Source organism: Belliella baltica DSM 15883, assembly GCF_000265405.1.
In the GTDB taxonomy this organism is placed as follows: domain Bacteria; phylum Bacteroidota; class Bacteroidia; order Cytophagales; family Cyclobacteriaceae; genus Belliella; species Belliella baltica.
The window spans coordinates 800896-826710 of the sequence record NC_018010.1; the positions used below are offsets into that span (position 1 = coordinate 800896).

General features: G+C 36.4%; 23 protein-coding genes and 2 tRNA genes. 9 read left to right on the forward strand and 16 right to left on the reverse strand.

Features of this window, described 5'->3' with window-relative positions; genetic code table 11:
* Nucleotides 1–485 precede the first annotated feature (485 nt).
* Complete coding sequence (locus BELBA_RS03745) at nt 486–1886, reverse strand: hypothetical protein (RefSeq protein ID WP_014771421.1); 1401 nt, start codon at nt 1884–1886, stop codon at nt 486–488.
* Nucleotides 1887–1979: 93 nt separating this feature from the next.
* Between BELBA_RS03745 and rbfA the strand changes: the two genes are divergently transcribed.
* Both rbfA and BELBA_RS03755 read left to right on the forward strand, forming a co-directional pair.
* The gene (rbfA, locus tag BELBA_RS03750; protein ID WP_014771422.1) at nt 1980–2357 is read left to right on the forward strand and encodes a 30S ribosome-binding factor RbfA; all 378 of its coding nucleotides are present in this window, start codon (nt 1980–1982) and stop codon (nt 2355–2357) included.
* A 20-nt stretch (nt 2358–2377) separates the two neighbouring features.
* The gene (locus BELBA_RS03755) at nt 2378–3601 is read left to right on the forward strand and encodes an FtsX-like permease family protein (protein ID WP_014771423.1); all 1224 of its coding nucleotides are present in this window, start codon (nt 2378–2380) and stop codon (nt 3599–3601) included.
* 65 nt (nt 3602–3666) lie between these two features.
* Here BELBA_RS03755 and BELBA_RS03760 read toward each other — a convergent pair whose 3' ends face one another.
* From BELBA_RS03760 to BELBA_RS03800, 9 genes are all read right to left on the reverse strand, one after another.
* Nucleotides 3667–5196 carry a GH3 auxin-responsive promoter family protein gene (locus BELBA_RS03760; RefSeq protein ID WP_014771424.1) on the reverse strand — a complete coding sequence of 510 codons (1530 nt, stop codon included), beginning with the start codon at nt 5194–5196 and terminating at the stop codon, nt 3667–3669.
* Nucleotides 5196–5933, reverse strand: coding sequence for an LPS export ABC transporter ATP-binding protein (gene lptB, locus BELBA_RS03765; protein WP_041779507.1), 738 nt, complete (start codon nt 5931–5933; stop codon nt 5196–5198). Before lptB ends, BELBA_RS03760 begins: the two co-directional genes overlap by 1 nt.
* Nucleotides 5934–5938: 5 nt before the next feature.
* Entirely contained in the window at nt 5939–7663 is a 1725-nt protein-coding gene (gene recJ, locus BELBA_RS03770; protein ID WP_014771426.1) for a single-stranded-DNA-specific exonuclease RecJ, read from the reverse strand.
* A gap of 199 nt (nt 7664–7862) precedes the next feature.
* Nucleotides 7863–8471, reverse strand: coding sequence for an HmuY family protein (locus tag BELBA_RS03775; protein WP_014771427.1), 609 nt, complete (start codon nt 8469–8471; stop codon nt 7863–7865).
* A 7-nt stretch (nt 8472–8478) separates the two neighbouring features.
* A complete protein-coding gene (locus tag BELBA_RS03780; protein WP_014771428.1) occupies nt 8479–10782 on the reverse strand; it encodes a TonB-dependent receptor plug domain-containing protein in 2304 nt (767 codons plus the stop codon).
* Between the two features lie 45 nt (nt 10783–10827).
* The gene (locus BELBA_RS03785; RefSeq protein ID WP_014771429.1) at nt 10828–11871 is read right to left on the reverse strand and encodes a hemin-degrading factor; all 1044 of its coding nucleotides are present in this window, start codon (nt 11869–11871) and stop codon (nt 10828–10830) included.
* A gap of 4 nt (nt 11872–11875) precedes the next feature.
* Nucleotides 11876–12679: a heme ABC transporter ATP-binding protein gene (locus tag BELBA_RS03790; protein ID WP_014771430.1), complete on the reverse strand. Its 804-nt coding sequence runs from the start codon at nt 12677–12679 to the stop codon at nt 11876–11878.
* A gap of 1 nt (nt 12680) precedes the next feature.
* Entirely contained in the window at nt 12681–13754 is a 1074-nt protein-coding gene (locus tag BELBA_RS03795; protein ID WP_014771431.1) for a FecCD family ABC transporter permease, read from the reverse strand.
* Nucleotides 13751–14602, reverse strand: coding sequence for a heme/hemin ABC transporter substrate-binding protein (locus tag BELBA_RS03800; RefSeq protein WP_014771432.1), 852 nt, complete (start codon nt 14600–14602; stop codon nt 13751–13753). Before BELBA_RS03800 ends, BELBA_RS03795 begins: the two co-directional genes overlap by 4 nt.
* Nucleotides 14603–14948: 346 nt before the next feature.
* Between BELBA_RS03800 and BELBA_RS03805 the strand changes: the two genes are divergently transcribed.
* Entirely contained in the window at nt 14949–15761 is an 813-nt protein-coding gene (locus tag BELBA_RS03805) for an ion transporter (protein WP_014771433.1), read from the forward strand.
* A 13-nt stretch (nt 15762–15774) separates the two neighbouring features.
* Here BELBA_RS03805 and BELBA_RS03810 read toward each other — a convergent pair whose 3' ends face one another.
* On the reverse strand, nt 15775–16326 hold the full coding sequence (locus tag BELBA_RS03810; RefSeq protein WP_041779217.1) for an RNA methyltransferase: 552 nt from the start codon (nt 16324–16326) through the stop codon (nt 15775–15777).
* An 86-nt stretch (nt 16327–16412) separates the two neighbouring features.
* Here BELBA_RS03810 and mutS point away from each other — a divergent pair, with 86 nt between their 5' ends.
* The 4 genes from mutS to BELBA_RS03830 all read left to right on the forward strand — a co-directional run bounded on the left by mutS (nt 16413) and on the right by BELBA_RS03830 (nt 20240).
* Nucleotides 16413–19025, forward strand: a complete 2613-nt coding sequence (mutS, locus tag BELBA_RS03815; protein WP_014771435.1) for a DNA mismatch repair protein MutS — start codon at nt 16413–16415, stop codon at nt 19023–19025.
* A gap of 60 nt (nt 19026–19085) precedes the next feature.
* Complete coding sequence (locus BELBA_RS03820; protein WP_041779218.1) at nt 19086–19889, forward strand: response regulator transcription factor; 804 nt, start codon at nt 19086–19088, stop codon at nt 19887–19889.
* 136 nt (nt 19890–20025) lie between these two features.
* Nucleotides 20026–20098 (forward strand) — tRNA-Gly (locus BELBA_RS03825).
* A 58-nt stretch (nt 20099–20156) separates the two neighbouring features.
* Nucleotides 20157–20240: transfer RNA gene (locus tag BELBA_RS03830), tRNA-Leu, on the forward strand.
* 197 nt (nt 20241–20437) lie between these two features.
* On the opposite strand, the gene tnpC is transcribed toward BELBA_RS03830, so the two are convergent.
* The 5 genes from tnpC to BELBA_RS03855 all read right to left on the reverse strand — a co-directional run bounded on the left by tnpC (nt 20438) and on the right by BELBA_RS03855 (nt 24794).
* Complete coding sequence (gene tnpC, locus BELBA_RS03835) at nt 20438–21880, reverse strand: IS66 family transposase (protein ID WP_245531119.1); 1443 nt, start codon at nt 21878–21880, stop codon at nt 20438–20440.
* Between the two features lie 132 nt (nt 21881–22012).
* The gene (locus BELBA_RS03840; protein WP_014771437.1) at nt 22013–22903 is read right to left on the reverse strand and encodes a hypothetical protein; all 891 of its coding nucleotides are present in this window, start codon (nt 22901–22903) and stop codon (nt 22013–22015) included.
* A complete protein-coding gene (locus BELBA_RS03845; protein ID WP_014771438.1) occupies nt 22878–23390 on the reverse strand; it encodes a hypothetical protein in 513 nt (170 codons plus the stop codon). Before BELBA_RS03845 ends, BELBA_RS03840 begins: the two co-directional genes overlap by 26 nt.
* Nucleotides 23391–23554: 164 nt before the next feature.
* Nucleotides 23555–24244 carry a carbonic anhydrase gene (locus BELBA_RS03850; protein ID WP_014771439.1) on the reverse strand — a complete coding sequence of 230 codons (690 nt, stop codon included), beginning with the start codon at nt 24242–24244 and terminating at the stop codon, nt 23555–23557.
* 118 nt (nt 24245–24362) lie between these two features.
* Entirely contained in the window at nt 24363–24794 is a 432-nt protein-coding gene (locus BELBA_RS03855; protein WP_014771440.1) for a DinB family protein, read from the reverse strand.
* Nucleotides 24795–25119: 325 nt separating this feature from the next.
* Between BELBA_RS03855 and BELBA_RS03860 the strand changes: the two genes are divergently transcribed.
* Nucleotides 25120–25353, forward strand: coding sequence for a hypothetical protein (locus BELBA_RS03860; RefSeq protein ID WP_041779221.1), 234 nt, complete (start codon nt 25120–25122; stop codon nt 25351–25353).
* A gap of 196 nt (nt 25354–25549) precedes the next feature.
* Nucleotides 25550–25777 carry a hypothetical protein gene (locus BELBA_RS19580; RefSeq protein ID WP_014771441.1) on the forward strand — a complete coding sequence of 76 codons (228 nt, stop codon included), beginning with the start codon at nt 25550–25552 and terminating at the stop codon, nt 25775–25777.
* Nucleotides 25778–25815: the final 38 nt, after the last annotated feature.

Here is a 25815-nt window from a genome sequence, read left to right on the forward strand (position 1 = left end):
ATCTGACATGTTACTTAATTATTACCAATTGAATTATCCTGTTAAGAAATTGACCTATTATTTTATAAAAAGCACATCTTCTTCTAGCTTAAAGGAAATTTAAAATTTTAAGAGAGATTGCAACCAAATTTTATTCTATTTGAAATACATATTTGATAACACAAAGTCGTAACGCAGACCTCTTTCTTTTGTTTATCCACTGATCAAAATCCTTTAAAATGAGCCGCATTCGTAGATAGTAAAAAGCAAGGTTTTTTTATCCACATTTTCATTAAGTTATCAACATCAGTAAGCGAACTAGTCATAACTATCTGTAAATCAATATTATAAAACATTTTTTTAAACCCTAATTTTGTGGATAAAAGACCGTAACTGAGAAATTTAAATTCAACTAGTCCTTCTAAAAAGTGGATAAATTAACCAAACAAAATAAAATTTTAAATTGAGTAATCTTATTTTTTTTATATTCTTGCCAACTCTCATTTTCATTTGAGCAAGTATATCCCATTAGCTTCTTCTTGGTATAAATTATTGAGCAAGGGAACTCGGTCAGTCAATCCTGCAAAAACGCCTTCTTGATCTATAATAAGATCTGGCTTCTCTGTAAAAAACTCTTGATAAACAGCAGCCATATCTGCAAAATCATCGAAGTCTTTTAAAATCCTATTTGACAACTTACTATTCAGATAGGATGCTCCTAGGCTAGCCTCTTTATAATAGGCAATATCATCTCCAAGTACTAAAATCTTTTTTCCCCTAGCTATTTGATGTTTTTCTTGATAGACAATAGCATAAGAATCAAAATTACCAGCGCTATTTTGAAATATAAACCAGCCATATCCTACCAGAGGAATCCCCAAAAAGAATAAAATAACAAAAATTTGCAAGACCCTTTTTTGAGTTAGATAAATAAAAATTTGATTAATAAAATAAGTCAAGGCAGGAAGTAAAATAATCCATTGGTATGGTGTCCTTCGATTAGTCAAAAACACTGAACTGATTGCAAACAAAAGAAAAATAAAAATCAACTGCCGCTGCTTTTGTTGATTGACTGTGATAAGCTTAAACCACAGGCCGACAAAATAGCCTATCAATGCCAAAGCTACTGGTAAGGCAAAAAGCAATCCGGTGTCCTCAATACTAATATGTTGATATACCTCAAGAATACGTGTAGCAAAAAAATATTCAAAAATAAAGTCAGGTAATGCATCTATCCAAAAATAATAAAGACCAACCAATACAATAGGAAGAAAATAGCCCACCAATGCCAAAACAAATTGATTGAAAGTAAACCCACTTACTATTACTCCTGAAACTACCAAGAAAGGTAAAAAAACAACCAGTGGAAAATGGAAACAAGCTGCAATACCACCAAAAACCCCTACCAGCAACACTGAATCAGAGCCTTCTTTCTGTAAAACTGTCTGAGAAAATAATTGTCCTAAAGCAAGTAATATAAAAGTACTCCCCATCAAAGCTGGTGAAAGAGTAAGAAAGTCATAAGAAAGATGAAATAAAACCACCATTATAGCAGCAGGTATGTAGGTGTTTTCTTCAAAAGACTTATATCTAATAAACAATGAATTGATATAAGTTACTTGAAACAAAATCACCAATGCCGCCAAGAGCCTAAGAGCTGTTAAGCTTTTTCCAAAGATTAAATGAATTATCCAATACACTCCAGCAGATAATGGCCCTGTATCATCCACAACATCCTTATACATATGATTCCCATCTGCAAGCCTTTCACCTGCTAACATCCAAATCAGTTCAGGTTGCAACATAGGCACATCTAAAATCCAAAAATATGTCCCACTGAGTATAACCAATATGATTAAAATACCAATCAATCTGAAGGGGTCGTTGATTCTGAAAAATCGTAGCAAAATAGGATTTATATTGAGTGGTGGAACAATCGGAACATACGAAATTAAAGGTTACTCATTTAATTCACTAAATTTGTACCAACTATTATTAATATGGAAAGTAAAAGACAACAAAAATATTCAAAGCTAATCCAGAAAGAGCTTGGAGAAATTTTTCAAAAGGAAGCAAAACCATTGGTAGGTAATGCAATGGTAACAATAGTGAGAGTAATTATGAGTCCCGATTTGAGTGTTGCTAAGATCAATTTAAGTTTGCTCTTAGCCAATAATCAAGAACTTTTTGATAAAATCAATGATCATAAAAAAGAAATCAGAAAGCATCTTGGAAGACGCATTGGAAAAAGTGTGAGAATCATTCCAGAGATTGCTTTCTTTATGGACGAGTCCGCTTCTTATGCACAGCACATGGATAAAATTATTTCATCTTTAGACATCCCAGAAGCCTCCGCAGACGACGAAGAAGAAGATTAATCATCAGAAAATTTAAGACTTTGAATCTTTCCTTTTTCATAGCATCTAGATATTTCCGAAGTAAAAAAAAACGGAATTTCATCACCATCCTATCGCGCATTTCTATGATTGGGGTGGCAGTGGGAACAATGGCTTTGGTGATTGTTCTTTCTGTTTTCAATGGCCTCGAGGATCTAATTAGGAGTTTATATGCATCTTTTGATGCGGAATTGAAAATCGAATCTGTAAAAGGAAAGTCATTTGAAGTCACGGATGATTGGCTTCAACAGATTAGAGATACTGAGGGGGTTGAAATTCTGACAGAAGTCATAGAAGATAATGCTCTTTTCAAATACAAAGATTATCAACATCTTGCTAGACTCAAGGGCGTTTCTGAAAATTACCTGAAGCAGGGTCGTTTTAATGAAGGTTACATTTGGGGGGAATTAGAGCTGGGCACTGAATCGCAACCTAAAGCAATCATTGGAAGAGGGGTTGGTTTTTATTTATCCATGGACTTAGACAATGAATTTGAATTACTTCAGGTTTTCTATCCCAAAGCTCCTAGAAATGCTGGAACTTTAGATCCAAGGCAACTTTATTCAAGAGATGTAATCAAGCCATCGGCATTTTTCAGTATTGAAAAAGAGTTTGATGATAATTACATCATTGCTCCTCTTAATTTTGTTAAGAACCTACTCAATTACGGTCAAAAACGAACTTCAATTGAAATTAAAGTCAAGGAAGGATTCAGCATTTCCTCAGTCAAAAAACGATTGAAAACTGTCCTTGGTGAAGACTTTTCGGTCAAAGACACAGATGAACAACATGCTGGACTTCTACGGACTATTAAAGTTGAAAAGCTTTTTGTCTTTATAACCTTAAGTTTCATTCTTGCTGTCGCTTCTTTCAATATTTTCTTCTCTTTATCTATGATGGCAATCGAAAAGAAAAAAGATACAGCGGTATTAATAGCTATGGGTGCGAAAGCCAAATTGATCAAGAAAATTTATATCAAACAAGGTGCTATTATCGCATTTTCAGGTGCTACAATAGGGTTATTTTTAGGGTTTATCGTTTGTTTAATCCAGGACACTTATGGCATAGTCTCTTTAGGAATCAGCTCTTCTGTAATCGACAATTACCCGGTAAAAATGATTTGGACAGATTTTTTGTGGACTAGTGTCGCAGTAATTACGATCACATTTCTTGCTTCCTATAGACCTGCGGTGATCGCTTCGAAAGTAAAATCGACAGATCTTTAATTCACTTGAAACTACCTTAATCAACTGAAAAAACTGAGTCGATTTAACACAAAATACAGATACTTTTAATCAGCTTTATCCATTAATTTTAATATCTCCTCGATATGTTCTCTCGTGTTTGATAGTCTTGGAACTTTGTTTTGCCCGCCTAGCTTTCCTCTAGATCTCAACCATGATTCAAATATTCCTTCATTTACAAAATGAACTTTTGGAGAAGTTAATGCTAAATCCTTATAACGTTTGGCATCATAATCAGAATTAATTTCTCTCAATGAATCATCCAGTAATTTCACAAAATACTGAGGATCTTCTGGCATTGTCTTGAATTCAATGATCCATTCATGGGCTCCTTTGGACTTTGCCCCATCGAAATATACTGGAGCAGCAGTGAAATTTGTAATGGTAGAATGGGTGTTTTCTGCAGCAACTTGAATGGCCTTTTCTGCATTTTCTACAATAACTTCCTCTCCGAATGCATTGATAAAATGTTTCGTTCTTCCCGAAATTTTAATTCTATATGGAGACGTGTTAGTGAATTTCACTGTATCACCGATTTTGTATCTCCAAAGACCGGCATTTGTAGAAATTAAGATGGCGTAATTTTTTTCCTTTTCAACCTCACAAAGAGGTATCACTTTTGGGTCATCATTTTCCCATTCTTCCATTGGAATGAATTCATAAAATATTCCGTAGTCCAACATCAAAAGCAACTCATCTGAATCCTTCTGATCTTGAATTCCAAAAAAGCCTTCGGAAGCATTGTAAGTTTCCATATAGTGCATTTTCTCTGAAGGAATAAGCTCTTTGAAAAGCGCTCTATAGGGCCCAAATGCCACTGCTCCATGGAAAAATACTTCAAGGTTTGGCCAAATTTCAAGAATATGATTTGCTTTTTTTAACTCTAAAATCTTTTGTAGCAATACAATAGTCCAAGTAGGAACACCAGAGATACTGGTAACATTCTCGTTCATTACTTCTCGCGCCATGCGATCAATCTTTGCTTCCCATTCTCCCATCAATGCCACATTTAACTGTGGCGTTCTAGCCATTTGAACCCAAATAGGTAAATTATGTGTAATCACTGCAGATATATCACCCACTTTACTTGCAAGCTTGGGTGAAATTGGATTGGGGGCCAAGCTTCCACCTATAGTCAATGCCTTTCCAGAAAAAAGCTTGCTCTCTGGATAATTATTAACATAGTGCGAAATCATATCCTTCCCTCCTTTAAAATGGCACTCTTCCAAGGATTCTTGAGAAACAGGTATGTATTTGCTTCTGCTTGCAGTCGTGCCAGATGATTTAGAAAACCACTCAATTTCTGATTTCCAGATGGTATTTTGATGCCCTTCCATAGTTCTTTCTATATAAGGCTTCATTTGTTCATAATCATGAATGGGGACTTGTGCAGCAAAATCTTTGTAATCTTTGATTTTAGAAAAATTATATTTCTTGCCAAATTCTGTTCTCTTAGCGGAATGAATGAGCTCACCCAAAATTTCTTCTTGAACTTCTATTGGGTGTTGCTTAAAGTTATTGATTTGACCTATACGGCTTTTGAAAATCCAGGTCATAAAAGAATTAACTACTTCCATCAATTAAATACTTTACGTTTTAATTCGAAATTCTGACCTAAATAAACTCTTCTTACTTGCTCATCTGCGGCTAGTTCTTCTGCTGTCCCTGCTTTTAGTAATTGACCCTCAAACATCAAGTACGCCCTGTCAGTGATAGAAAGCGTTTCATTCACATTGTGATCTGTAATCAATATCCCAATATTTTTGGTCTTCAATTTGGCAACTATAGTTTGAATTTCCTCCACAGCAATTGGATCTACTCCGGCAAATGGTTCATCTAAAAGAACAAACTTAGGATCCACTGCTAAAGCTCGAGCAATTTCCGTTCTCCTTCTTTCGCCTCCTGAAAGGACCATTCCTAGATTTTTTCGCACATGGGTCAAGGAAAATTCTTCCAACAAACTATCTACTTTTTCTTTTCTTTCAGCTTTTTTCATCTTAGTCATTTCTAAGACAGCCATAATATTTTCTTCAACTGAAAGCTTTCGAAAAACCGAGGCTTCCTGAGCTAAATATCCAATTCCTAATTGTGCTCTTTTGTACATAGGAAGGGAAGTAATATTATTTTCATCTAAAAAAATCTGCCCTTCATTGGGCTGAATCAAGCCAACAATCATATAAAATGAGGTCGTTTTACCTGCTCCATTTGGACCAAGCAAACCAACAATTTCTCCCTGCTTGACCTCTACAGAAATATTATTAACTACTTTTCTTCCCTTATAAATTTTGACCAGATTATCTGCCTTTAAAATCATCATATTTAATCAAATTTTATGTCTTTGACGTAAAGTTGCAAGCTACTATTATTTCTGAAGGTATTCTCTCGAATTTCAAAAGCAAGATCAAATCTCATCTTTTGTTTGAGCATTTTATAAACAATCTCATCTTCATACTTTGTACGATCTGCCATTCCAAAAGCAATGCAAACAGGCTTTGTAACTTGACCATTCTGAACGACATTGAAACGAAGATGTTTCTCTTTCAATATCCGAACATCCTCAGCATATACTTGATTGGCATAAAATATAGGCTCTGGATTTCCTGGACCAAAAGGCGCCATTTGTTTGAGAATATTGTAGAATTTGTAATTAATCTGATCTAATAAAATCTCATCATCAATTTCCAAGACTGGCATCATGTGGACTTCCCTAATTCGGGCACTGACGACTTCCTCAAACTTCTGTTGAAAAGCAGCTACTTTATCCACAGCCATAGTAAGACCTGCTGCATATTTATGACCACCAAATTGCTCTAAAAGCTCACTACATTCACTGATAGCTTCGTAAATATTGAAATCATAGACTGATCTAGCACTTCCTGTGGCTTTATTATTTGATTCTGTGAGGATGATAGTAGGTCGATAGTACTTTTCAATACAGCGCGAAGCGACTATTCCTATGACTCCTTTATGCCAGTCTTCTTTATAAAGCACCGTTGATTTCATTTGGGCCACGGTGTCTTGCTCCTCTATCATTTGCAATGCTTCTCTTGTGATATTTTCATCAAAATTTTTCCTTGCTGCATTCACAGTATCTACGGCTTCTGCCTGCTTCATTGCATCATCCAAATCTTTGGAAATCAACAATTCTACTGAAGCTTTGGCGTGCTCCAACCTTCCAGAAGCATTGATTCTTGGACCGATTTTAAATACAATATCAGAGATTTCAATTTCTTTCTCAATTCTGCTTTTGAGAATCAGTGCCTTGATTCCAGGTCTTGGGTTATTATTTAATCTTTCTAATCCATAAAAAGTCAAAATTCTGTTTTCCCCTGTAATCGGAACAATATCGGCTGCTATACTAATTGCCAACAAATCAAGATAAGAAATAACTTGTGCGAGATCCTTACCTGTTTTTTGGGCATAGCCTTGGATCAACTTAAAACCTACCCCACAACCACTGAGCTCTTTGTATGGATAAGCACAATCATTCCTTTTTGGATCTAAAATCGCAGCAGCTGGAGGAAGTGTATCGCCTGGTGTATGATGATCACAAATAACGAAATCAACTCCGAGTTCTTTTCCCAGATTGACTTTTTCAATTGCTTTAATTCCACAATCCAAAGATATGATTAGCTTAAAATTATTCTCCGCTGCATATCTTACTCCGCGTTCGGAAATCCCGTAACCTTCTTTATATCGATCTGGAATATAAAATTCCAAATGCTTATAAAACTGACTCAAATATCCATAAACTAAGGCCACAGATGTAGTTCCATCTACATCATAATCACCATAGATCAATATTTTCTCCTCCTTAGATATCGCATGAATTAGCCGATCTACAGCCTTGTCCATGTCCTGCATCAAAAATGGATCATGCAGCTTGTCAAGATCAGGTCTAAAATAATCCTTTGCCTTTTGAAAAGTACTCACGCCCCTATTGACCAGCATATTAGCAAGGGTCATGTTCACATTGATCTCACTACTCAAAGCTGTCACATTTTCTTCCTCTGCTTTCTCTCTGATCTTCCAATTGTACACCATAAGGCTAAATTACTAAACAGTCTTGCTTTTTTGATAAACGAAGTGAATAATTTTGCTTTATTCAATGATGGGACAAACAATAACGCTTACTTCCAATCTAAAAAAGGAAGCCTGATAAAGCTTCCTTTTTGCTTATTAAATAAGTCAAATTCGAATTTTTGATATGAATTTTGAAGTATTTGCTTTTATAATCAAAGCTCTAAAATTTGGAAGTGCCATTTGCTTGGAGCACATATCTAAAAGTGTAGTATCCACTTGGAGTGATTCTAGGATCGATTTCGGCAGCAGGTGGATTGCCTTTATAGTAGCTTAAGATTTCAAGTTTGAGATAATTTCCATCCGTACTTTTCACCAAGATCACTCTTCCAGGTATTGGTGTCACTGTAAATGTCGCAGAATTATAATTATACCAACCGCTTCCACTACCTGTTGGGATGGCAAAGGTGTTGTCAGAATCAGTGCTAAAAGTTGCATTTGCTGGAACCTCACTAATTTCTTCGAAAATTCCATTTACTATGGCAGCCTCTACATTTTTTGAACTATTTACTCTGATAGTAGTACCTTTGAAGGCTAAATCCCAGTCTTCAGTCTCAGTTACAAGTTCATTTCTTTCTAAACTGAAATATTGAAAAGGGCGTACCACTACAACCTCACCTGTATTGCGATCAATTTCATCATTTGGTGCGGCTAAATCTTCTACCATTGTGACTTCCAGAGGAGTTGTAGGAACCAAATCATCATTGTCGTCACAAGAAAAGAGCAAAGTGGCAATACTAACTGTAAAGATTAATTTTTGGATAGTTTTCATTTTTATTTTATCTATTTATAAGGTTAAGAATTGGCAATTTGACCCCTAGAAATATTACTCTTCCAGGGTTGTTTGGCTGGGCTGCTGTTATGGTGTTGAGGAGATTAGTCCCTCCAATTTCAAGGAACATCCCATTTTCAAAAGTCTTGGTGGCTGTCATATTATAACTAATCCAGCTAGGAGCATACTCACTTTCATCGTCGAGGATTAGGTTTCCATTGAGATCTGCAAACCCAAATTTTCCTCTGAAAATTGCTCTAAATGCTAAATCAATTCCTGAATGTTTCTCTTGGTAATTGAGTTTCAGATTACCCGAATGTCTACTTCTATTGAAAAGACCTCCATAGTCCGACCGAGTAACTCTGCGGGTTTGATTCTGATCGTTTCGCTTGAAAATTTCCCCGTTTTCTATTTGCTGAATTACTTCTACATCTTTAGTATCCAAAAAAGCATACCCTGCGCTCAAGCGAAGATTCTCTAACAATCGAACTTGTACATCAACTTCCAAGCCTTGCGTAACCACGCTGCTAATGTTGAAATAAGAAAATGCGTTTTGGCCTGTCACCAATTGAGCAATAGGCGCCGTTTCAATCAAGTTATCTATTTCATTTCTGTAAGCATTTAAGGTCACTTGGCTATTGGAGCTTGGTTTCCATCTGAACCCTGTATTCAGCGCCCTTGATGTTTCTGCATCCAACTGACCTATAGAGGATGGATTTATCAAAACTTGAGCAACTAAGCCTTGCTCCTGAAGTTTTGTAATCCCATCTGAGGCCAAATTTGCACCAAACACATAATATCCAGCAGCAGCATTGTTGAAATTCAAAAGCAATTGGCGGAAATCAGGAGCCTTGAAGCCTGCTCCTAAAGAAGCCTGCCAACTGAAGTTTTCTGAAATTTGATATTGTCCTGAGATTTTTGGGCTTAGTCTATTCCCAAATTGGCTATGAAAATCAGCTCTCAGTCCCGAAACAAAATTTACATTTGGTAATGGATCCCAAATATGCTGCAAGAAAATATATCCCGCATCAAAGCGATTCAACTCTTCAAACCTCGTGGCCTCTACAGTTTCAACTGACTGTCCTACACCAAGCGTGATTAAGTTCTTGGAGTTAGCCATAAAATCGGTTTGCAATTCTGTTCGATGGAAAAATTGATCGAACTCTTGAAATTCGAAGATTTCCCCACTAGTTCTAAAGTTTGATTCAGACCTTGTCGAAAACCAAGAACTCATTCCTCTCAGCGTAAATGTCCAATCAGCATTTGGCTTGAAGCGAAGGGTAGGATTGAAATTTATATCGCCTCTTTGGTTGTCTAAGTCTAGTAATTCTGTTTCAGTACTTCCAGTTGTTTGGAGTATTCCATATGAGTTTTCTAGATACCCTCTCCCAAACAAATTGAAACTGAGTTTGTCAGAGATCATCCCTGAAACTTTGACCTGTGCAGTAGATGCTTTATAGGGATTTTGGGTTTGACCAATAACTTCCGGAGTAAGGTCAAATCCATCTGATTGAAGATGATCAATGAAAATCTGAGCATTTAATTTATCTTTTCCTATTCCCAGTTCGAAATATGGATTCCAAGTATTGAAAGAACGGTGTCGGAGACCAAGATTCAAGTCAGACTTATCTTGATATGATTTGGTGATGATATTGATCACACCACCCATTGCTTCACTGCCGTAAATTGCGCTCGATGGACCTCTCAAGATTTCTATCCTTTCAATATTAGAAACGGATATACGATCTAAATCAAAAGTGCCTGCAGTACGACCAATCATTGGCTCACCATCCAAAAGAATCAAAATATAATCTGAATCTAAACCTTGCATTTGTAAGCCAGATCCATGATTGGAGGTAATTTGAAGACCTGTTTGCTCACGCAAAACTTCCGATAATCTTACTCCACCAGTATTCTGAATTTGTATTGTATTCAAAACTGTTACAGGCATGGGCAATTGTTCAACACTCCTTTCGGTACGAGTAGCAGAGACTACTACTTCTTGAAGGTTTCCGCTCTTTTCTAGAAGAATGATAGCCTTTTTACTTTCCCATTCCTCCCAAGTCAATTGTAAACTTTCGTAGCCCAATGCAAAGACAATTATCTTATCTGCTGTTTGATCCAAAGACACCACTCCTTTCTCATCCACTAAGAGCACTTTCTCACCTTCTATTTTGACTAAAGCATGAGGAATAGGTTTGCCATATGAATCCACGATTTTCTTTTCCTCTTGGAGACTAAAGCCAAAGGATAGCTCACTAAAAAGGAAAAAAATAAGAAGGCTAATTTTATTTAGATTAAATCTAATCATAAACTTAAATTTTTTTGCAGGAAGTATTCTCCCTGCAAGATGAATTTACAAACTATCTACCAATGCTTTCCATGCAGGTAATTGGGGCAAACCAGGTTTTCTCAATCCAAAAAACTGGGCAATCATTTCCCCATCTTCATCGAATAATTCCAAAGAAGAGACCAATCCATCTTCTGTATGCTTATGAACAACAAATGCTTGTGATATCAATTTTTCATTTAAATGCATATTGAATTGTGGATCTAAAACATTGAACCAATCTCCCATTTGCCGGACAGTTTTTACTTTTCCTTGATGGATTTGAATGTTTCCTTTATTCCCAGCAAAAATCATAATTGGCAACTGAGAAGCTGAGGCAGTTTCCACGATTTTACGTGCGGAAAGTCGATCCACTTCGCGTGCCCATCGATCATCAACCCATTTCACCGCATCTAGTCTGTGTACATTATGCTTTCTAAGCATCCCAAAAAAATCATGGGTATCTTTCATATTTTCCCAATCATTGGTAAATGCTTCCATGTCAATTTTCTTAGCATATTCAGGCTTGGCAAAATCCTCAACTTGCAAGTTTTGATCCTGATTTTTGGAGCGGTAAGTTGTCACTAGATGATTGTAAACATCAATCTTTGAGTCATCCTGAAGATAAACCTTCAAAATCGCGGTTCCTGATTTATCAAAAAACTGAAGACTTCGTATTTTGCCTCTTGGAGTCTCATTTTCAACTGCAAATCCAAATTTCCAGGCTGAAAAGAATATTCTCTGCTCAATTGGTCCAATTACAGTTGCAATTTGATGTGGTGCATTTCCATCGATGGTAATTTTTTGAAAATTGCCTTTATGTTCTAACACGCAGCCATTACTCCTGCAAAGTGACATGACTTTACCCAGCTTTTTGAAATCCAGCAAAATATCAGACCAATTTGATTTCAAGGCAGTTACTGTTTCACCAATTTGCGAAGCTAAAAGCTCGGCTTCAGATACTCCAAGCTGAATTGCGGCGTCTCTAATTCTTAAATTTGGTTGCTCAACTTTCAGTTTTTCCCAAGCCAATTTGAGCGGACTTGTTTGATTCAAAATTGTAGTTTCCATATGTTTATTGTACTTGTGATATGCTATAATTTATATGATGTATAGGAAGGCTATGAACCAAAAGTCCTGGGCCATCATTGAACTTTCTAACTTGAATAGGATAGCCAAATAAAAACTCTAGATTATGGCTGTTGAAAACTTTGGAGACATGGCCTTGGAAGGAGATATTTCCATTTTTCATCATGATCACTTCATCAGCATAATTTCCTACTAAACTTAAATCATGCAATACCGATAGAATGCCAATATTTCTAGTTTTTAGCTCATTGAGAAGGCCCAAAACCAAATGTTGCAAAGAAATATCCATACTAGAAATAGGTTCATCCAAAAGTAAAAATCTTGGGAAAGCCTGTTTTTTCCAGATTTGAATCAATACCCTTGCTAATTGCACACGCTGTTTTTCTCCTCCTGAAAGGAGGTTATATGACCTATCTCTCAAGTGCCAAATTTGGAGTTTTTCCATTACCTCAATGATCTCTTTTTGATCGAATTCTTGAGGTGCATTAAGGGTTCCTAATTCTACTACTTCCCAAGCCGAGAAAGGAAAAGAAACGGAACTGTGCTGTGGCATTACTGCACGGATTCTCGACAATTGTTGACTCGAAAATGACTTAATGGGTTTTCCGTTATAAAGAACTTCACCTCTACTGCAAGAAATGTCTCCGGATAGAATCTTAAAGAGCGTTGACTTTCCCGCTCCATTTGGACCAATAATAACTGTGAATTTGCCAGGCTCAAGTTTGACATTTACATCTCCTATGATCGGAGTATCTGTAATACAGAAATGAATATTTTTCCCTTGTAGCATTTTAGTGTTTTACTTTTTTGAAATTGACGATTAGATAGATAAAAAATGGAGCTCCTAGCAAAGCAGTAATGATCCCAATTGGCAATTCCGCAGGCTGAACCAAATTTCTTGCTAGTAAATCAGCTGAAGAAAGGAGAATGGACCCTAGAAGAAATGATCCCGGCAAAACCAAACGATGATCTGCACCAAAACCAAGTCGGATAAGGTGTGGAACCACCAAGCCTACAAAACCAATAGTTCCACTCAAAGACACCGCTGTCCCTACAATCAATGCAGATGAAAGGAACAACACATATTTCACATGTTGAACATTCACACCCATATGATATGCCTCTCGCTCGCCCAATGCCATCGCATTGAGTTGTGGAAATAGTCTGATTATAAAGCCTATTCCTGGAAGGATCAAAGCCGCAGCAATTCCGAGTTTTGACCAATTACTACCTCCAAGATCTCCTAAACTCCAAAAAGTAAAATTTCTCAATGCCGCATCATCCGCATAAAACAAAACCAATCCAATCAAAGCACCCATTAGCGCATTGATAGCTACCCCTGCCAAAATCAATACAGAAATATCTGTTTTACCTGAATGACTTGAAATGTTATAAACTAAAAATGTGACAAGCAATCCGCCTAAAAATGCAAAGAGGGGCAAACCAATTAAGGAAAATAAAGGTGAAAGACTTGTCAAACCAGCACCGAAAACAATAAAAACAACTGCAAAAAATGCGCCCCCAGAACTCACACCTATCAAACCAGGTTCTACAATCGGATTTCTGAACAGTCCTTGTAAAGCAGCGCCAGCAAGTCCTAGTCCTCCACCTATCAAGATCCCCATCAAAATCCTTGGGAACCTGATGGTCATTAAAACTTGCGATTGAGGTTCAGTAAAATACCCCCACGATAGCCCCAGTTTGCTCGAAAGCACACCTAAAACAGATTCAAAGGGAATCTGATATGCTCCTAGCGATGCAGATAATAAAATAAGTCCCACCAAAAGCAAACTCAAAAACAGCAACACTGTATTTTGAATTCGGTGCTTTTCTCTAGGAATACTTGCTTGCAAAGTTTTGATCATGGATAAACAGATTTTGCGATTTCTAAAGCTACTTCTGCTACTCTAGGACCAAAACCAGAGAGTAATAATCCATCAAAAGCTAAGATTTGCCCATTTTGGAAGGCATGAGTCTGTTCAATCCCTCTTATCTTCGTCAAGCCTTCTTCTCCGCCCAACGTTGCCAAACCTGAGTCAAACATTAAAATATAATCAGGATTGAACTTCGCTAATGCTTCAGGAGTCAATGGAATAAAGTCTTTGAAACCTAAAACTGGAGATTGCAAACCTGAAAGCTGAATAATAGAAGAGGCGAAAGTATCATCTCCCCCTACAAAAACCATATCTTCTCCCCTAGCCATGATGAACAGCATTGTTGGCTTTTCAACCACTTCCTGCTTTTCTAAAAATTGCGCTAACTCTAAAAGCTCGTTTTTTACTTCCTCTTGAATCAATTTACCTTTTTCTGTTACACCTAAATAATTAGCCAAATCTGAGATCAAGCTAAAAGCGCCTTTTACTGAAGTCGGCTTTTCAAAGAACTTCACCTCAATCCCTGTAGCCTTGAGTTGGGCAACTACATCCGCTGATAAATAATCTGTCTCAGCCAAAATCACATCTGGGTTCATGGATAAAATTCCTTCTGATTTGATTTGATTTCGATAACCTATAGAAGGGAGTTCTTTCATTTTAGTCGGATAGGTAGAAGTGATGTCAGTTGCAACGATTAAATCGCCAAGACCTAATTCTGATACGATCTCCGTGATTGTTCCACCAGCAGTGATGATGCGTTTTTCAGATTTTATTTCGGATTCCTTTGGAGATGAACAAGCACCTAAAAGGAATAGATACAAAAAGAAGTTAGATTTCATTTATTAAGACTAATTTTAAATAACATGACAAATATCATTCTATTTAGATTAAATCCAAATAAATATTGATTGATTTTTTCTATGATTTTTATAAAAGTTTTAAATGTATTATTGCGGTCTAAGTTGGGCTAAGATTAATTGAAAGAAAATCATAAAGACCAATTCCAAAAAAGATAAAATTAACTCGAGTACATTTCTAAGATGATTTTTAGGAACTTTTTTGCAAAAATTCACGCAAACATTTACATATTTGATTGAATTAGAAATGATAGAAGTAAACGAGAGTTCATTCTCCCGCTAGGGATAAATAATTTCAAATAGTAAAACTCAAAAAATTCAAATCATAATGTCTCTTTTCCCATCCAAATCCCGACTTGCACACATCGTTTTTGAGCATGATGATGAGGCATCTAAAAACTTCGATTTGATCATTTTAGTGATGATCATGGCAAGTTTAGTCGTTGTGATTTTAGATTCCGAACCTAGTTTGTATGCCAAATACCACAATGAATTCTTGATATTAGAATGGATCCTAACTGGTTTATTTACTGTAGAATATATTGGGAGAATTTGGCTGAGTAAGAAAAAACTTGGATATATTTTTAGCTTCTATGGGATCGTAGATCTTCTTGCCATTATCCCTTCATATTTGAGTCTATTCCTTGTTGGAACACAATTTTTTGTCGTGATTAGAGCTCTCAGATTTCTGAGAGTGGTAAGGATTCTAAAACTTGGCCGATACATGAAAGAGGCCGAAGTTTTGAAAACTGCTCTCAAATCTAGCCGACCAAAAATCCAACTCTTCTTAGGAACTGTATTAACCATTGTATTGATCACAGGTACATTGATGTTTATAGTAGAAGGCCCCGAAAACGGGTTTACCAGTATCGCCATGTCGATGTATTGGGCTATCGTGACCTTGACAACTGTTGGGTTTGGCGATATCACACCGATTACTCCACTTGGTAAATTATTAGCCTCTGTCATCATGCTTCTTGGCTATGCCATCATCGCAGTTCCAACAGGAATCGTCACCTCAGAATTAACCATGGCAAGTAGTCAAGCTCTCAAAAAAGAAAGAAAAACTTGCCGAGTTTGTAAAACTGCAAATCAAGACATCGATTCTATCTTCTGCAAATCTTGTGGAGAACGATTCTAAAAAATAGCTGATCTCATTCTTCTCTTTCTATTTCAAAAAGCCCCATCTTACTCATGAAATCCCAAATACCAATTCCTAAAGTGACTGAGATATTTAAGGAATGCTTGGTGCCAAGTTGTGGGATTTCTAAGAGGTGATCTGATGCCATGATTACTTCTTCTTCCACTCCAAAAACTTCATTTCCAAAAATCAGGGCGTATTTTTTACCTTCTTGAGGCTGAAATTCCTGCAACATCACACTTTTGTCCACCTGCTCAAAAGCACAAATCTCAAATCCATTTTGCTTCAGTTCTTCAATTGCTTCGAGCGTGCTGCTTTTGTATTCCCAAGCGACAGAATCCGTCGCTCCCAAGGCTGTCTTCTGAATGTCTCGGTGAGGTGGTGTTCCTGTAATCCCACAGAGGTAAATTTTCTCAATCAAAAAAGCATCAGCAGTTCTAAAAGACGACCCCACATTATTCAAACTCCGAATATTATCCAAGACAATCACAAGAGGGCTTTTTTTCACTTCCTTAAACTCCTCAACCGAAAGTCGATTGAGTTCTTCCATGCTTAATTTTTTCATTGAGTTTTGATTACCTTCCTTTATATTTTAATTTCAAGCTTTCAAGCAGATTCAAAATTAGCATAAAGATTTAATAAAGGGACAATATGGCCAAAGCGAAGGTAGCAGAAGTAAAAGAAACACCCTTGATGAAGCAGTACAATGCCATCAAAGCAAAGCACCCTGGTGCTTTATTACTATTTAGAGTAGGGGACTTTTACGAGACTTTTGGAGAAGATGCGATCAAAGCTAGCAAGGTCTTGGATATCGTATTGACCAAGCGTGCAAATGGAGCTGCATCACATATTGAATTGGCTGGATTTCCACATCATTCTCTCGACAGCTACTTACCAAAACTCGTCAGGGCTGGTAATCGCGTGGCTATCTGCGACCAACTCGAAGATCCGAAAGAAGTCAAAGGTATCGTCAAGCGAGGCGTAACCGAACTTGTGACTCCAGGGCTATCTTTTAATGACAATGTCCTTGACAAAAGAAGAAACAACTATTTGGCTTCAATTTATTTTGGAAAGGACACCTTGGGAATCGCCTTTTTAGATCTTTCTACCGGTGAATTTATGTGCGCCGAAGGGTCTCAGTCTTATATCGAAAAACTCCTTCAGAGCTTTAGCCCTTCAGAAGTCATCTATTCGAAAACAGCAAAATCTAGAGCTGCAGAAATTCTGAAGGACAATTTCTCAACTTTTCACTGTGAGGATTGGGTATATCAATTTGACTATACTTACGAAAAACTCACCAACCATTTTGCCACGAATAACCTCAAAGGTTTTGGAATTGAAAACTTGGAGCATGGAATCATTGCGGCTGGCGCTGTTTTATTTTATCTGGAAGAAACAGAACATAAAGAAGTCAAGCACATTGCAGCGATATCACGTATAGCAGAAGAAAGGTACGTTTGGTTAGATAAATTCACCATCCGCAACCTTGAATTGGTCTATCCTCAACAAGACGGGGGAATTCCTTTAATTTCTATTTTGGATCATACCGTCACTCCGATGGGGTCAAGAATGATGAAAAAATGGATGGTCCTTCCATTGAAAGAAAAAGAACCGATTGAAGAGCGCTTGAAAGTCGTAGAATACTTTTTTTCTAAAAGAGAACTTGCTGATGATATTCATAATCACCTCAAGCAAATTGGTGATTTGGAAAGATTGATATCCAAAGTGGCTGTTGGAAGAATCAACCCACGGGAAATGAACCAACTCAAAAAAGCACTCAAAAACACCTTGCCGATCAAGGAAATATTGAGAAAATCAAGCAATGCTTCACTAAAAAAGCTAGCAGATCAAATCAATCCTTGCGAATTCTTACTCGAAAAAATCGAGAAAGAACTTCAAGAAGATGCGCCTATGCTTACCCATCAAGGTAATATCATCAAAGATGGTGTTGATTCTGAATTAGATGAATATAGAGGGCTTGCTAATACTGGCAAAGACTACCTAGTTCAACTGCAACATCGAGAAATTCAAAGAACAGGCATTTCATCATTAAAAATCGCATTCAACAAAGTATTTGGCTATTATCTAGAGGTCACCAATGCCCATAAGGACAAGGTGCCTGAGGAGTGGATTAGGAAGCAGACTTTGGTAAATGCAGAACGTTATATCACTCCCGAACTCAAGGATTACGAAGAAAAAATCCTGAATGCTGAGGAAAGAATGATTACCATTGAACAAAAATATTTCTTGGCACTTGTTCAAGATGCTTCTGAATTTGTCACCCAAATACAGCAAAATGCAAGAGTTTTAGCAACTGTGGACAGCTTACTTTCTTTTGCATCTGTGGCCAAAAGCAACAACTATTGTAAGCCTAAGATTTCTGATACTGATTCCCTAGAAATCAAAGATGGAAGACATCCCGTGATCGAAAAGCAGTTGCCTATTGGTGAAGACTATGTTCCAAATGATATTTACTTGGACAATGATTCCCAGCAGATTATCATTATCACAGGACCAAACATGGCTGGTAAATCTGCTTTGCTTAGACAGACTGCCTTGATCGTTTTGATGGCTCAGATGGGAAGCTTTGTTCCAGCGTCCTATGCTAGAATTGGCATCATAGATAAAGTATTCACAAGAGTAGGTGCTTCAGACAATTTAGCCAAGGGCGAGTCAACTTTTATGGTGGAAATGACTGAGACTGCAAGTATATTGAATAATCTCTCTGATAGAAGCCTTGTCCTAATGGACGAGATTGGAAGAGGCACATCTACTTATGATGGAATTTCTATTGCCTGGTCAATTGTAGAATTTCTCCATAATCACCCCAAATCACGAGCAAAGACCTTATTTGCGACACATTATCATGAATTAAATCAATTGGCAGAAGATTTTCCCAAAATCAAAAACTTCAATGTTTCTGTAAAAGAGGTTGGCAACAAAGTGATTTTTATGCGAAAATTGAAAGAAGGTGGCAGCGAACATAGTTTTGGTATTCATGTAGCGCAAATGGCAGGAATGCCAAATCCCGTAGTCTTAAGAGCCTCTGAGATCATGGTTCACCTGGAAAAAGACAAAGATCTTCATGAACAAAAAGAAAAGATGAAGGATATGCCTAAAAACAATTTTCAACTTTCCTTGTTCGAAATAGACCCTAAATACAAAGAGGCAAAAGAGATGTTAGACGCCATTGATATCAATACTATCTCGCCTGTAGAAGCCCTTTTAAAACTAAATGAAATCAAGAAAAAACTTGCGAATTAATTGTTTTATGATGGATTAGTAATTAGATTCGTAAGTTTTAAACTAAGTTATATTTATCAGATGGATGGATTTTTAAGAGATAAATTGAGAAAACAAAATTCGTTTTCTGATTTTTTTATTGAATGGAAAGAAAGAGAGTTTGACCTAGAAAATGTAGATGAGGACAAACTCCTCAAAGATCTTGAAGTAATCAGTCAAAATATGGGGATGAAGGAAGGCATCATCATTGGCTGCATTGATTATCGGGATTTGAGTTTAGCTTTTTTCACGGATAATGTGGAAGATATCATGGGCTACCCCAGTTCTTTTTTTAGGAAAAAAGGTATGGAGGCAGTTCTTACCATGTTGCACCCAGATGATGTTCCTGAGTTGGCTAAATTTCAAAAGATTGTTTTTGATCTTTTGCAAGAACTCACTAGAGAAGAAATGGATACTTTCCAGTTTTCATACACCGTTCGTTGGGTTCATTTCAAAACGAAAGAAGTGAAATGGTTTGCTTGCAAAGTTCGTCCATACTTGATTGATAAAAACAAGAATGTGGTTTTTGACTTACACATTGTAGTTCTTTTGGCTAATCCTCCACAGGTAAGCAACTTTGACTGGAGCTATTCTTATACTTCAAAGAATGGTGATAAAATCCACGCTTCAAAAAGAGATCCTGCTTCTATCAATTTCAAATTAACTAAGAAGGAAAAAACTATTGCCAATATGATCCTAGATGGTTTTAATTCTCAAGAAATTGCTGATGAACTGCATATAGCCAAAAATACGGTAAATACACATCGAAAAAATATATTGAAAAAGCTCAATGCAAAAAACACAGTAGAATTGATGAAAATACTACTTGCCACGCGAATGAATTAATATACTGATTATCAATATTAGAGGAGAAATCTTCACAAATAAATGATTTTTTTTGGGTTTGACTTTTGCAAATAAAGAAAACTGATATACCTTTGCACACACAAAAGACGGATACACATGGTTGATGTCAGAAAAAGCGAGAGTAGCTCAGCTGGTAGAGCACGACCTTGCCAAGGTCGGGGTCGCGAGTTCGAATCTCGTCTCTCGCTCAAAAAGCCCTTGAAGAAGGGCTTTGTCGTTTACAAGTAGCTAGATTCTTCTAGTGAAGCCGGGATGGTGGAATTGGTAGACACGCAAGACTTAAAATCTTGTGGCTTCACGGCCGTGCGGGTTCGATTCCCGCTCCTGGTACATAAACCTCGTAGAAATACGGGGTTTTTTGTTTTTAAAAATAATTAAGAAAATTTGTTTAAAACTTGGCTCAAAATTGATTTTTTTAGTGTTTTTTATATTTAAGTAAATTAAAAATGCTCAGTATCAAAGTAAAAAGCCAAAGTAGCGACTCCCTTTTTAGATCTAAAAAAATTAAAGGAATAAAAAATAAGTAACTACTCAGGTTGTAAATTAGCTATATGATTTAGATTTTCTAAGATATTTCCCGAACGTTTGATCAGGGTATCCACGACGGATCTTATAACACTGAAGTTTTCAGCTCCATTGTTGGATTTGAACTGTCCTGATATTTTTTGTTTCACCTTGATGTTGCGTATGGCTCTTTCAGAGGCATTGTTATCCGGTGGTACTTTTTGGTGATAGAGAAAAGTAAAAAGTGACTTTCTGTATTTCAGGAGTCTTTTTTGTAGGGATACTGCTTCTTTATGTTTTGACTCTACAGGTTGGGCGAGTAGGTTATCCATCTTCTCTTCAATGGAAGCAATACTCCTGCTATTCTCTGGATCTGGTAGTTTTTTGAGTTTTCTCTTCAGTGAGATAGCTTCCCTGAACAGGGCCCTAAGGCTGTCAGCCCATTTAGATTTATAGCGTTCAACAATGTAGTTGAGCTCCCTAAGCAGATGTGCACAACAGAGCTGGTGCAGGTTTTCCGAATAGTTGAAGTATGCCCTCCATGCATCGTGGCACAATACTGCCTTTCCGAACCCATCGGGAAAATGTGTATTCATCGCCTTAAGTCCACGTGATTCAGATATAGCTAACAGGGTGAGTTCCTCGGTCTGATAAGTCCAGACCCACTGTTTGTTTCCATCCACTTTAGCCCCAGTCTCGTCAGCTCCTATCACAGGACTTTTAGAGACTGCCGTCTTTATCTTTGCATATATTGGTGCAGACTTGCGGGCAAACCTACCGATAATGTTATCGATACTCCCCTCGCTGAGATTAATACCGAAGCAGTCCCTGAGAAGTTCTTTCATCCTTCTATAGGGAACATACTGTCTGGCATGCAGATAACCGACAATGGTTTCAACACCGCTCCCGTACTGTATGGGGGCATTGATATTGTCAGGGAATGACCCACTGATCTTTTCTCCACAGGAACAGTTTTTGGAAAAGATTCTATGCTCGGTACATACCACTTTAATCACAGGAAGATCCAGGACCTGTCTTTTGGAGGACAGTTCTGCTGGAACCGCCGACAGATCACCACCACAGCAGGTACAGAATAAAGGGATGTGGTTTTCTATTATGTCCGGGGAGGATGTCATTTCAAGGGTATGGCCTTTGTGTCCAGGCTGACCGCCGGTTTTGCGCCCTGTATCCTGACGGAGACTCTGATTTTTTTTGGGGCGGTTCTCGTCTTTTGAAGGGGGAACCGAGCTGTTGCGGCTGTTTTTTGGATTACGGTAACGGGCAAGCTCATTTTCCAAATCGGATACCCTAGATTTTAAAGACTTGACCTGCTCCATAAGCTGGAGGTTCATCTTGATCAGTTCCTGAATAAGCGTATCCCTGTGGTCCAATATACTATAGAAATGTTTCCTGAATATCAGCACATAATCCCATGAATACCAATAATCCACGCTGTTTTTCCCCACAAAAAAATGTGGATAAACCAACTTTAAAGCTGATTTTCGTACATTCACATACAAATACGCATCAATACACCACAGAGGGCAACAAGACTCCAAATACTTGAATATCGGTCAGTAAATAATGTACCTGAGTAGTTACAAAAATAATAGATATAAATATTTTTTTTCGCTCAGAATTGGATAATGTAACCAAGCTGAAACCAAAATAATATGCGGCGTAAATGGAATATTTAAAATTAATGTATTTAATAAATGAAAAATTACAATGAAAAGTAAATACAAATTCCATGTCTTTTTTGAATAGAATAAAAAGGCAAACCCTAATAACTCAAGAAAAACACCTGAATAATCCATAATTTCATAAACTAGGGGGTGAAGATCTAAAAAATTATTAGCGAGAAGCTGATCCCTACCAACTAAAAAATATCCTGAATATAACCATGACAAAACCCCACTTGTTGATAAATCAAAGTCCACCCAAACAAAAGACTTTTCAAGACCCGCTGTAAAATAGGCAAATACAATAAAAATTGCCATTATTGATGTCACTATAGAATCTAACCCTATTTTTTTATCTTTCTTAAATGCTAGGCTTGATCCTGAATTAGTAAAACTTAGATATAAAAAAAATAATGGGAATAACAATAAATGGTCAATTTTACCTAAACTAAACTGGAAGCCATAATTAAAAATAAGTAGAAGAGCTAGTAATCTTAAACAAACTCTAGAATATACACCAATAGTTATCAATATTAAAAAAATAACAATAATAATATCTGTTAATATAAAATACCAATTTGGTAAAAATCCATTAAATAGATTTGTAAAGTTGAAATAATCTGGCCGAAAGAAAGTGTTAGGTAAGAAACCAATCCATGAGAATTTTGGTAAAAAGTATAAAAGTGTGAAAAGCGAAGAAAAAATTCTGATATATGGGAAATACTTAGATTCAATCTTCGTATTGTTTTCTAATCTTTCAAATAATTTTTCAAAATAATAATCAAGCAATAAAAATATTCTTTTCATCTACTATAATTTTAGAGATAACTCTTTTCGATTGTAAATCAAATTTTATAATAATTCTGCTAATTATTAATTGATTTTCATAGATCCCAGCATCCTCAAGTCGTCGCTTTAAAAAAATAAAAGCTCTATCTCTATCTTTTATGGAAAATCGATTGGACTTAATTAATGGAAGAAAACCTTTTACAATTAGACTCCTATCGTAAGAAACTGTGCCAAAATCAGTTTGAAAAAAGTACATTAAATAATGACTTGGTATTTCAGGAAACACAGTCTTCAAATCTATTTGCTCTCTATTAATCGTTAACAATTCGGTAATTTCATACTCCACAAAATTTTCAGATTGTTTATGAAAAACACTCGAACCCACGGGCATAACTAATGAAGGATAAATTTCAAAAGCGGGAAATTTTATCTTGAATAAATATGGACCCCATAAAAAAAACAGAATACAAACAAATAGTTTAATATGAATTAGTTTACCTTTCAATCTCAGCTACTTTTTAATTGCCTAACTAGAAAAATTTAACCCTAAGATAGAAAAATATTGAATTAACAACCTAAAATTACTTTTATAAAGTAGTGTGTTTTTTTAATTTCTATTAGTTTTAAGTAAAATACTCTTTAAATATCTATACATACATTCAATTATCATCAATCTAAATCTTCCAGCACCTTAACCCTCCCAGTCTCTACATCGTAAATTGCGCCTACAATACGAAGTTTTTTTGCCCCAATTAACTTATTAACTAAGGGGACTTTATTTTTCAATTCATGAATACCATGTAGGACATTTGCTTCGATAGCTTTTTCATAAAAATCAACTGTTCCTCTCTGAAGAACTTGTTCCTCTTCCTCAGCATCTATGAAATCAATAATCTTTTGGATATAATCTGAGTAATGATGTGAGGGCTCATGTTCATGTTCCACAAAAGCGCCTATAGCTCCGCATTTGGTATGTCCAAGAATAATCACTAACGGAACTTCTAAATGCTCAATAGCATACTCAACACTACCGATTTCATAATCCGCCACAATATTTCCTGCATTACGGATCACAAACAAGTCCCCTAAACCTTGATCAAAAATCAATTCTGGTGGCACTCTCGAATCTGAGCAACTCACTACTGCCGCTACAGGATGTTGCCCTTGCGAAAGATCTCTCAACCTGTCAAGAGTCTGATCTGGATGGATCGGATGGTCCTCTGAAAATCTTTCGTTTCCTTCCAAGAGCACATTTAGCAAATTCTCTTTGGGTACATTTTCAAGGTGTTGATCACTCTGCTCAGATTTACAAGAAAATGTAATAAGTATTGGGATAATGACATATATAAAGCTTCGCATACTCATCTTTTTTGAAGTAGCAAATCTCTACATACTAGTAGAGAAGTATAGTGATATTAATCACTCAGTATAGTGATATTAATCACTCAGGAAAATTTTGAAGAAAGAAATTAAAAGACTATTTACCATACTTCAGCACAATCGCCAATTGTCCTGCATGATAGGCAGTATGGGTTGTAATTCTACCTAAGGATTCAGCTTTGGTTTTTTCTCCAAACTCTTGGGTTTTGATGACCGTATCCCAATCAGTCTGACTATTGATGGCTCTTTCGAGTTGGTCTCCTGCTTCTTTTACTAGGCCCAAAAGAGACTCCAAGTCCGTCCATTCTCCTGTGTCTTTACCAGCCTTTAGGGTTTTTGCATCCACTTTCACCTCCATATTGCAAAAGACATTTTTGGCAAAGAGCAACTCGACTTCAGCGATATGTCGGATCAGAAATCCTGCGGAATTTGGACTGTTCCCAAGCTTTTTGGTGAGGTCTTCAGATTTAATATTTACCAATTGATTAGTTAGCCTTGTACGGCCTTCTTTCCAGAGTTCGATTAACATTTTCATGATTTTTTTTGACAAAGTAGAAAATCAAATTCATATGAAATATGATATCTATCATTGAAAACTAAATTAAGGATCAGCAAGGTTTTGGAAATTTTGAAAAAATCTAATATGTTAGTTTCATGATAAAAATTTTTAACAAAACACACTTGTTCCTTTTCATTTTAGTCTTGGGGAACAATTTACTTCCATTGCCCAAAAAAGGAAAATCGTCCAATTAAACGATCACTTTTTTCCAGTCGAAGACGGAGGAGGCGAGCATCTTTACAATAGCGTCACAAGCTTTGGGATTGAAAAAGAGCTAAATGAAAAGATTTACACCTTGGACAATCAACTGGTAAAGGCTATTAAATCTACTTTTGAAGATGAAGCAAGAGAAATATTGCTTTGGAAGCAAGAACAAAAACTAAATTCAAATGGAGAGCTTGAATTCACAAAATTGAGTTTTACTAATGCTGATACAGCTTTCACTAAAATCCTTGTCGACGACAATCTTATTTTGAATTTGGCTTGTCTTTACAACAATTGTCACGGCATATTTTTGATTATTATGTAAAAAGAACAATACAAATCTCCTTCCTCAAACTGGACAATTAGAATTAATTCTAAAAAAAGAATAAACTTCACTGGATATTTTAGAATATAAATTATATTATTTCAAGAATATTCAAAAAATTAAAAATTTTTAAACTAATTTCTTGCTTCTTTCTTTAAAACATAGTCTAAATGACTTTTCATTTAAATAAAAAACTATGTTTAAAAAATTAAAGTTTATTTTAACCTCTACTCTATTGATAGCATGTTTTGCATTGTTAAGTTCGGAATCCGTGATGGCAGATTGTAATCCAGGCCATTATTCAACAGGAAATCAAGATTTTGGCGGCCCTAATGGTAAATGGGAGTTAGTTTGCGATGAAGCACATGATGCAGTTTGTTGTGTTTCTCATCCTGATGAGGAGGAGGAAGAAACCTTAAATTAAATCTTTGGGTCAGATAATTTTAATCTGACCCAATTTCT

Bases quoted from the DNA above. Each gene is read 5' to 3' on its own strand.
- BELBA_RS03795 (WP_014771431.1), bottom strand. From the start codon at position 13,754: ATGATCAAAACTTTGCAAGCAAGTATTCCTAGAGAAAAGCACCGAATT.
- BELBA_RS03805 (WP_014771433.1), top strand. From the start codon at position 14,949: ATGTCTCTTTTCCCATCCAAATCCCGACTTGCACACATCGTTTTTGAG.
- BELBA_RS03785 (WP_014771429.1), bottom strand. From the start codon at position 11,871: ATGGAAACTACAATTTTGAATCAAACAAGTCCGCTCAAATTGGCTTGG.
- BELBA_RS03850 (WP_014771439.1), bottom strand. From the start codon at position 24,244: ATGCGAAGCTTTATATATGTCATTATCCCAATACTTATTACATTTTCT.
- BELBA_RS03780 (WP_014771428.1), bottom strand. From the start codon at position 10,782: ATGATTAGATTTAATCTAAATAAAATTAGCCTTCTTATTTTTTTCCTT.
- rbfA (WP_014771422.1), top strand. From the start codon at position 1,980: ATGGAAAGTAAAAGACAACAAAAATATTCAAAGCTAATCCAGAAAGAG.
- BELBA_RS03855 (WP_014771440.1), bottom strand. From the start codon at position 24,794: ATGTTAATCGAACTCTGGAAAGAAGGCCGTACAAGGCTAACTAATCAA.
- BELBA_RS03760 (WP_014771424.1), bottom strand. From the start codon at position 5,196: ATGGAAGTAGTTAATTCTTTTATGACCTGGATTTTCAAAAGCCGTATA.
- BELBA_RS03840 (WP_014771437.1), bottom strand. From the start codon at position 22,903: ATGAAAAGAATATTTTTATTGCTTGATTATTATTTTGAAAAATTATTT.
- BELBA_RS03790 (WP_014771430.1), bottom strand. From the start codon at position 12,679: ATGCTACAAGGGAAAAATATTCATTTCTGTATTACAGATACTCCGATC.
- BELBA_RS19580 (WP_014771441.1), top strand. From the start codon at position 25,550: ATGTTTAAAAAATTAAAGTTTATTTTAACCTCTACTCTATTGATAGCA.
- BELBA_RS03775 (WP_014771427.1), bottom strand. From the start codon at position 8,471: ATGAAAACTATCCAAAAATTAATCTTTACAGTTAGTATTGCCACTTTG.
- recJ (WP_014771426.1), bottom strand. From the start codon at position 7,663: ATGGTGTACAATTGGAAGATCAGAGAGAAAGCAGAGGAAGAAAATGTG.
- lptB (WP_041779507.1), bottom strand. From the start codon at position 5,933: ATGATTTTAAAGGCAGATAATCTGGTCAAAATTTATAAGGGAAGAAAA.
- BELBA_RS03820 (WP_041779218.1), top strand. From the start codon at position 19,086: ATGGATGGATTTTTAAGAGATAAATTGAGAAAACAAAATTCGTTTTCT.
- BELBA_RS03800 (WP_014771432.1), bottom strand. From the start codon at position 14,602: ATGAAATCTAACTTCTTTTTGTATCTATTCCTTTTAGGTGCTTGTTCA.
- BELBA_RS03810 (WP_041779217.1), bottom strand. From the start codon at position 16,326: ATGAAAAAATTAAGCATGGAAGAACTCAATCGACTTTCGGTTGAGGAG.
- mutS (WP_014771435.1), top strand. From the start codon at position 16,413: ATGGCCAAAGCGAAGGTAGCAGAAGTAAAAGAAACACCCTTGATGAAG.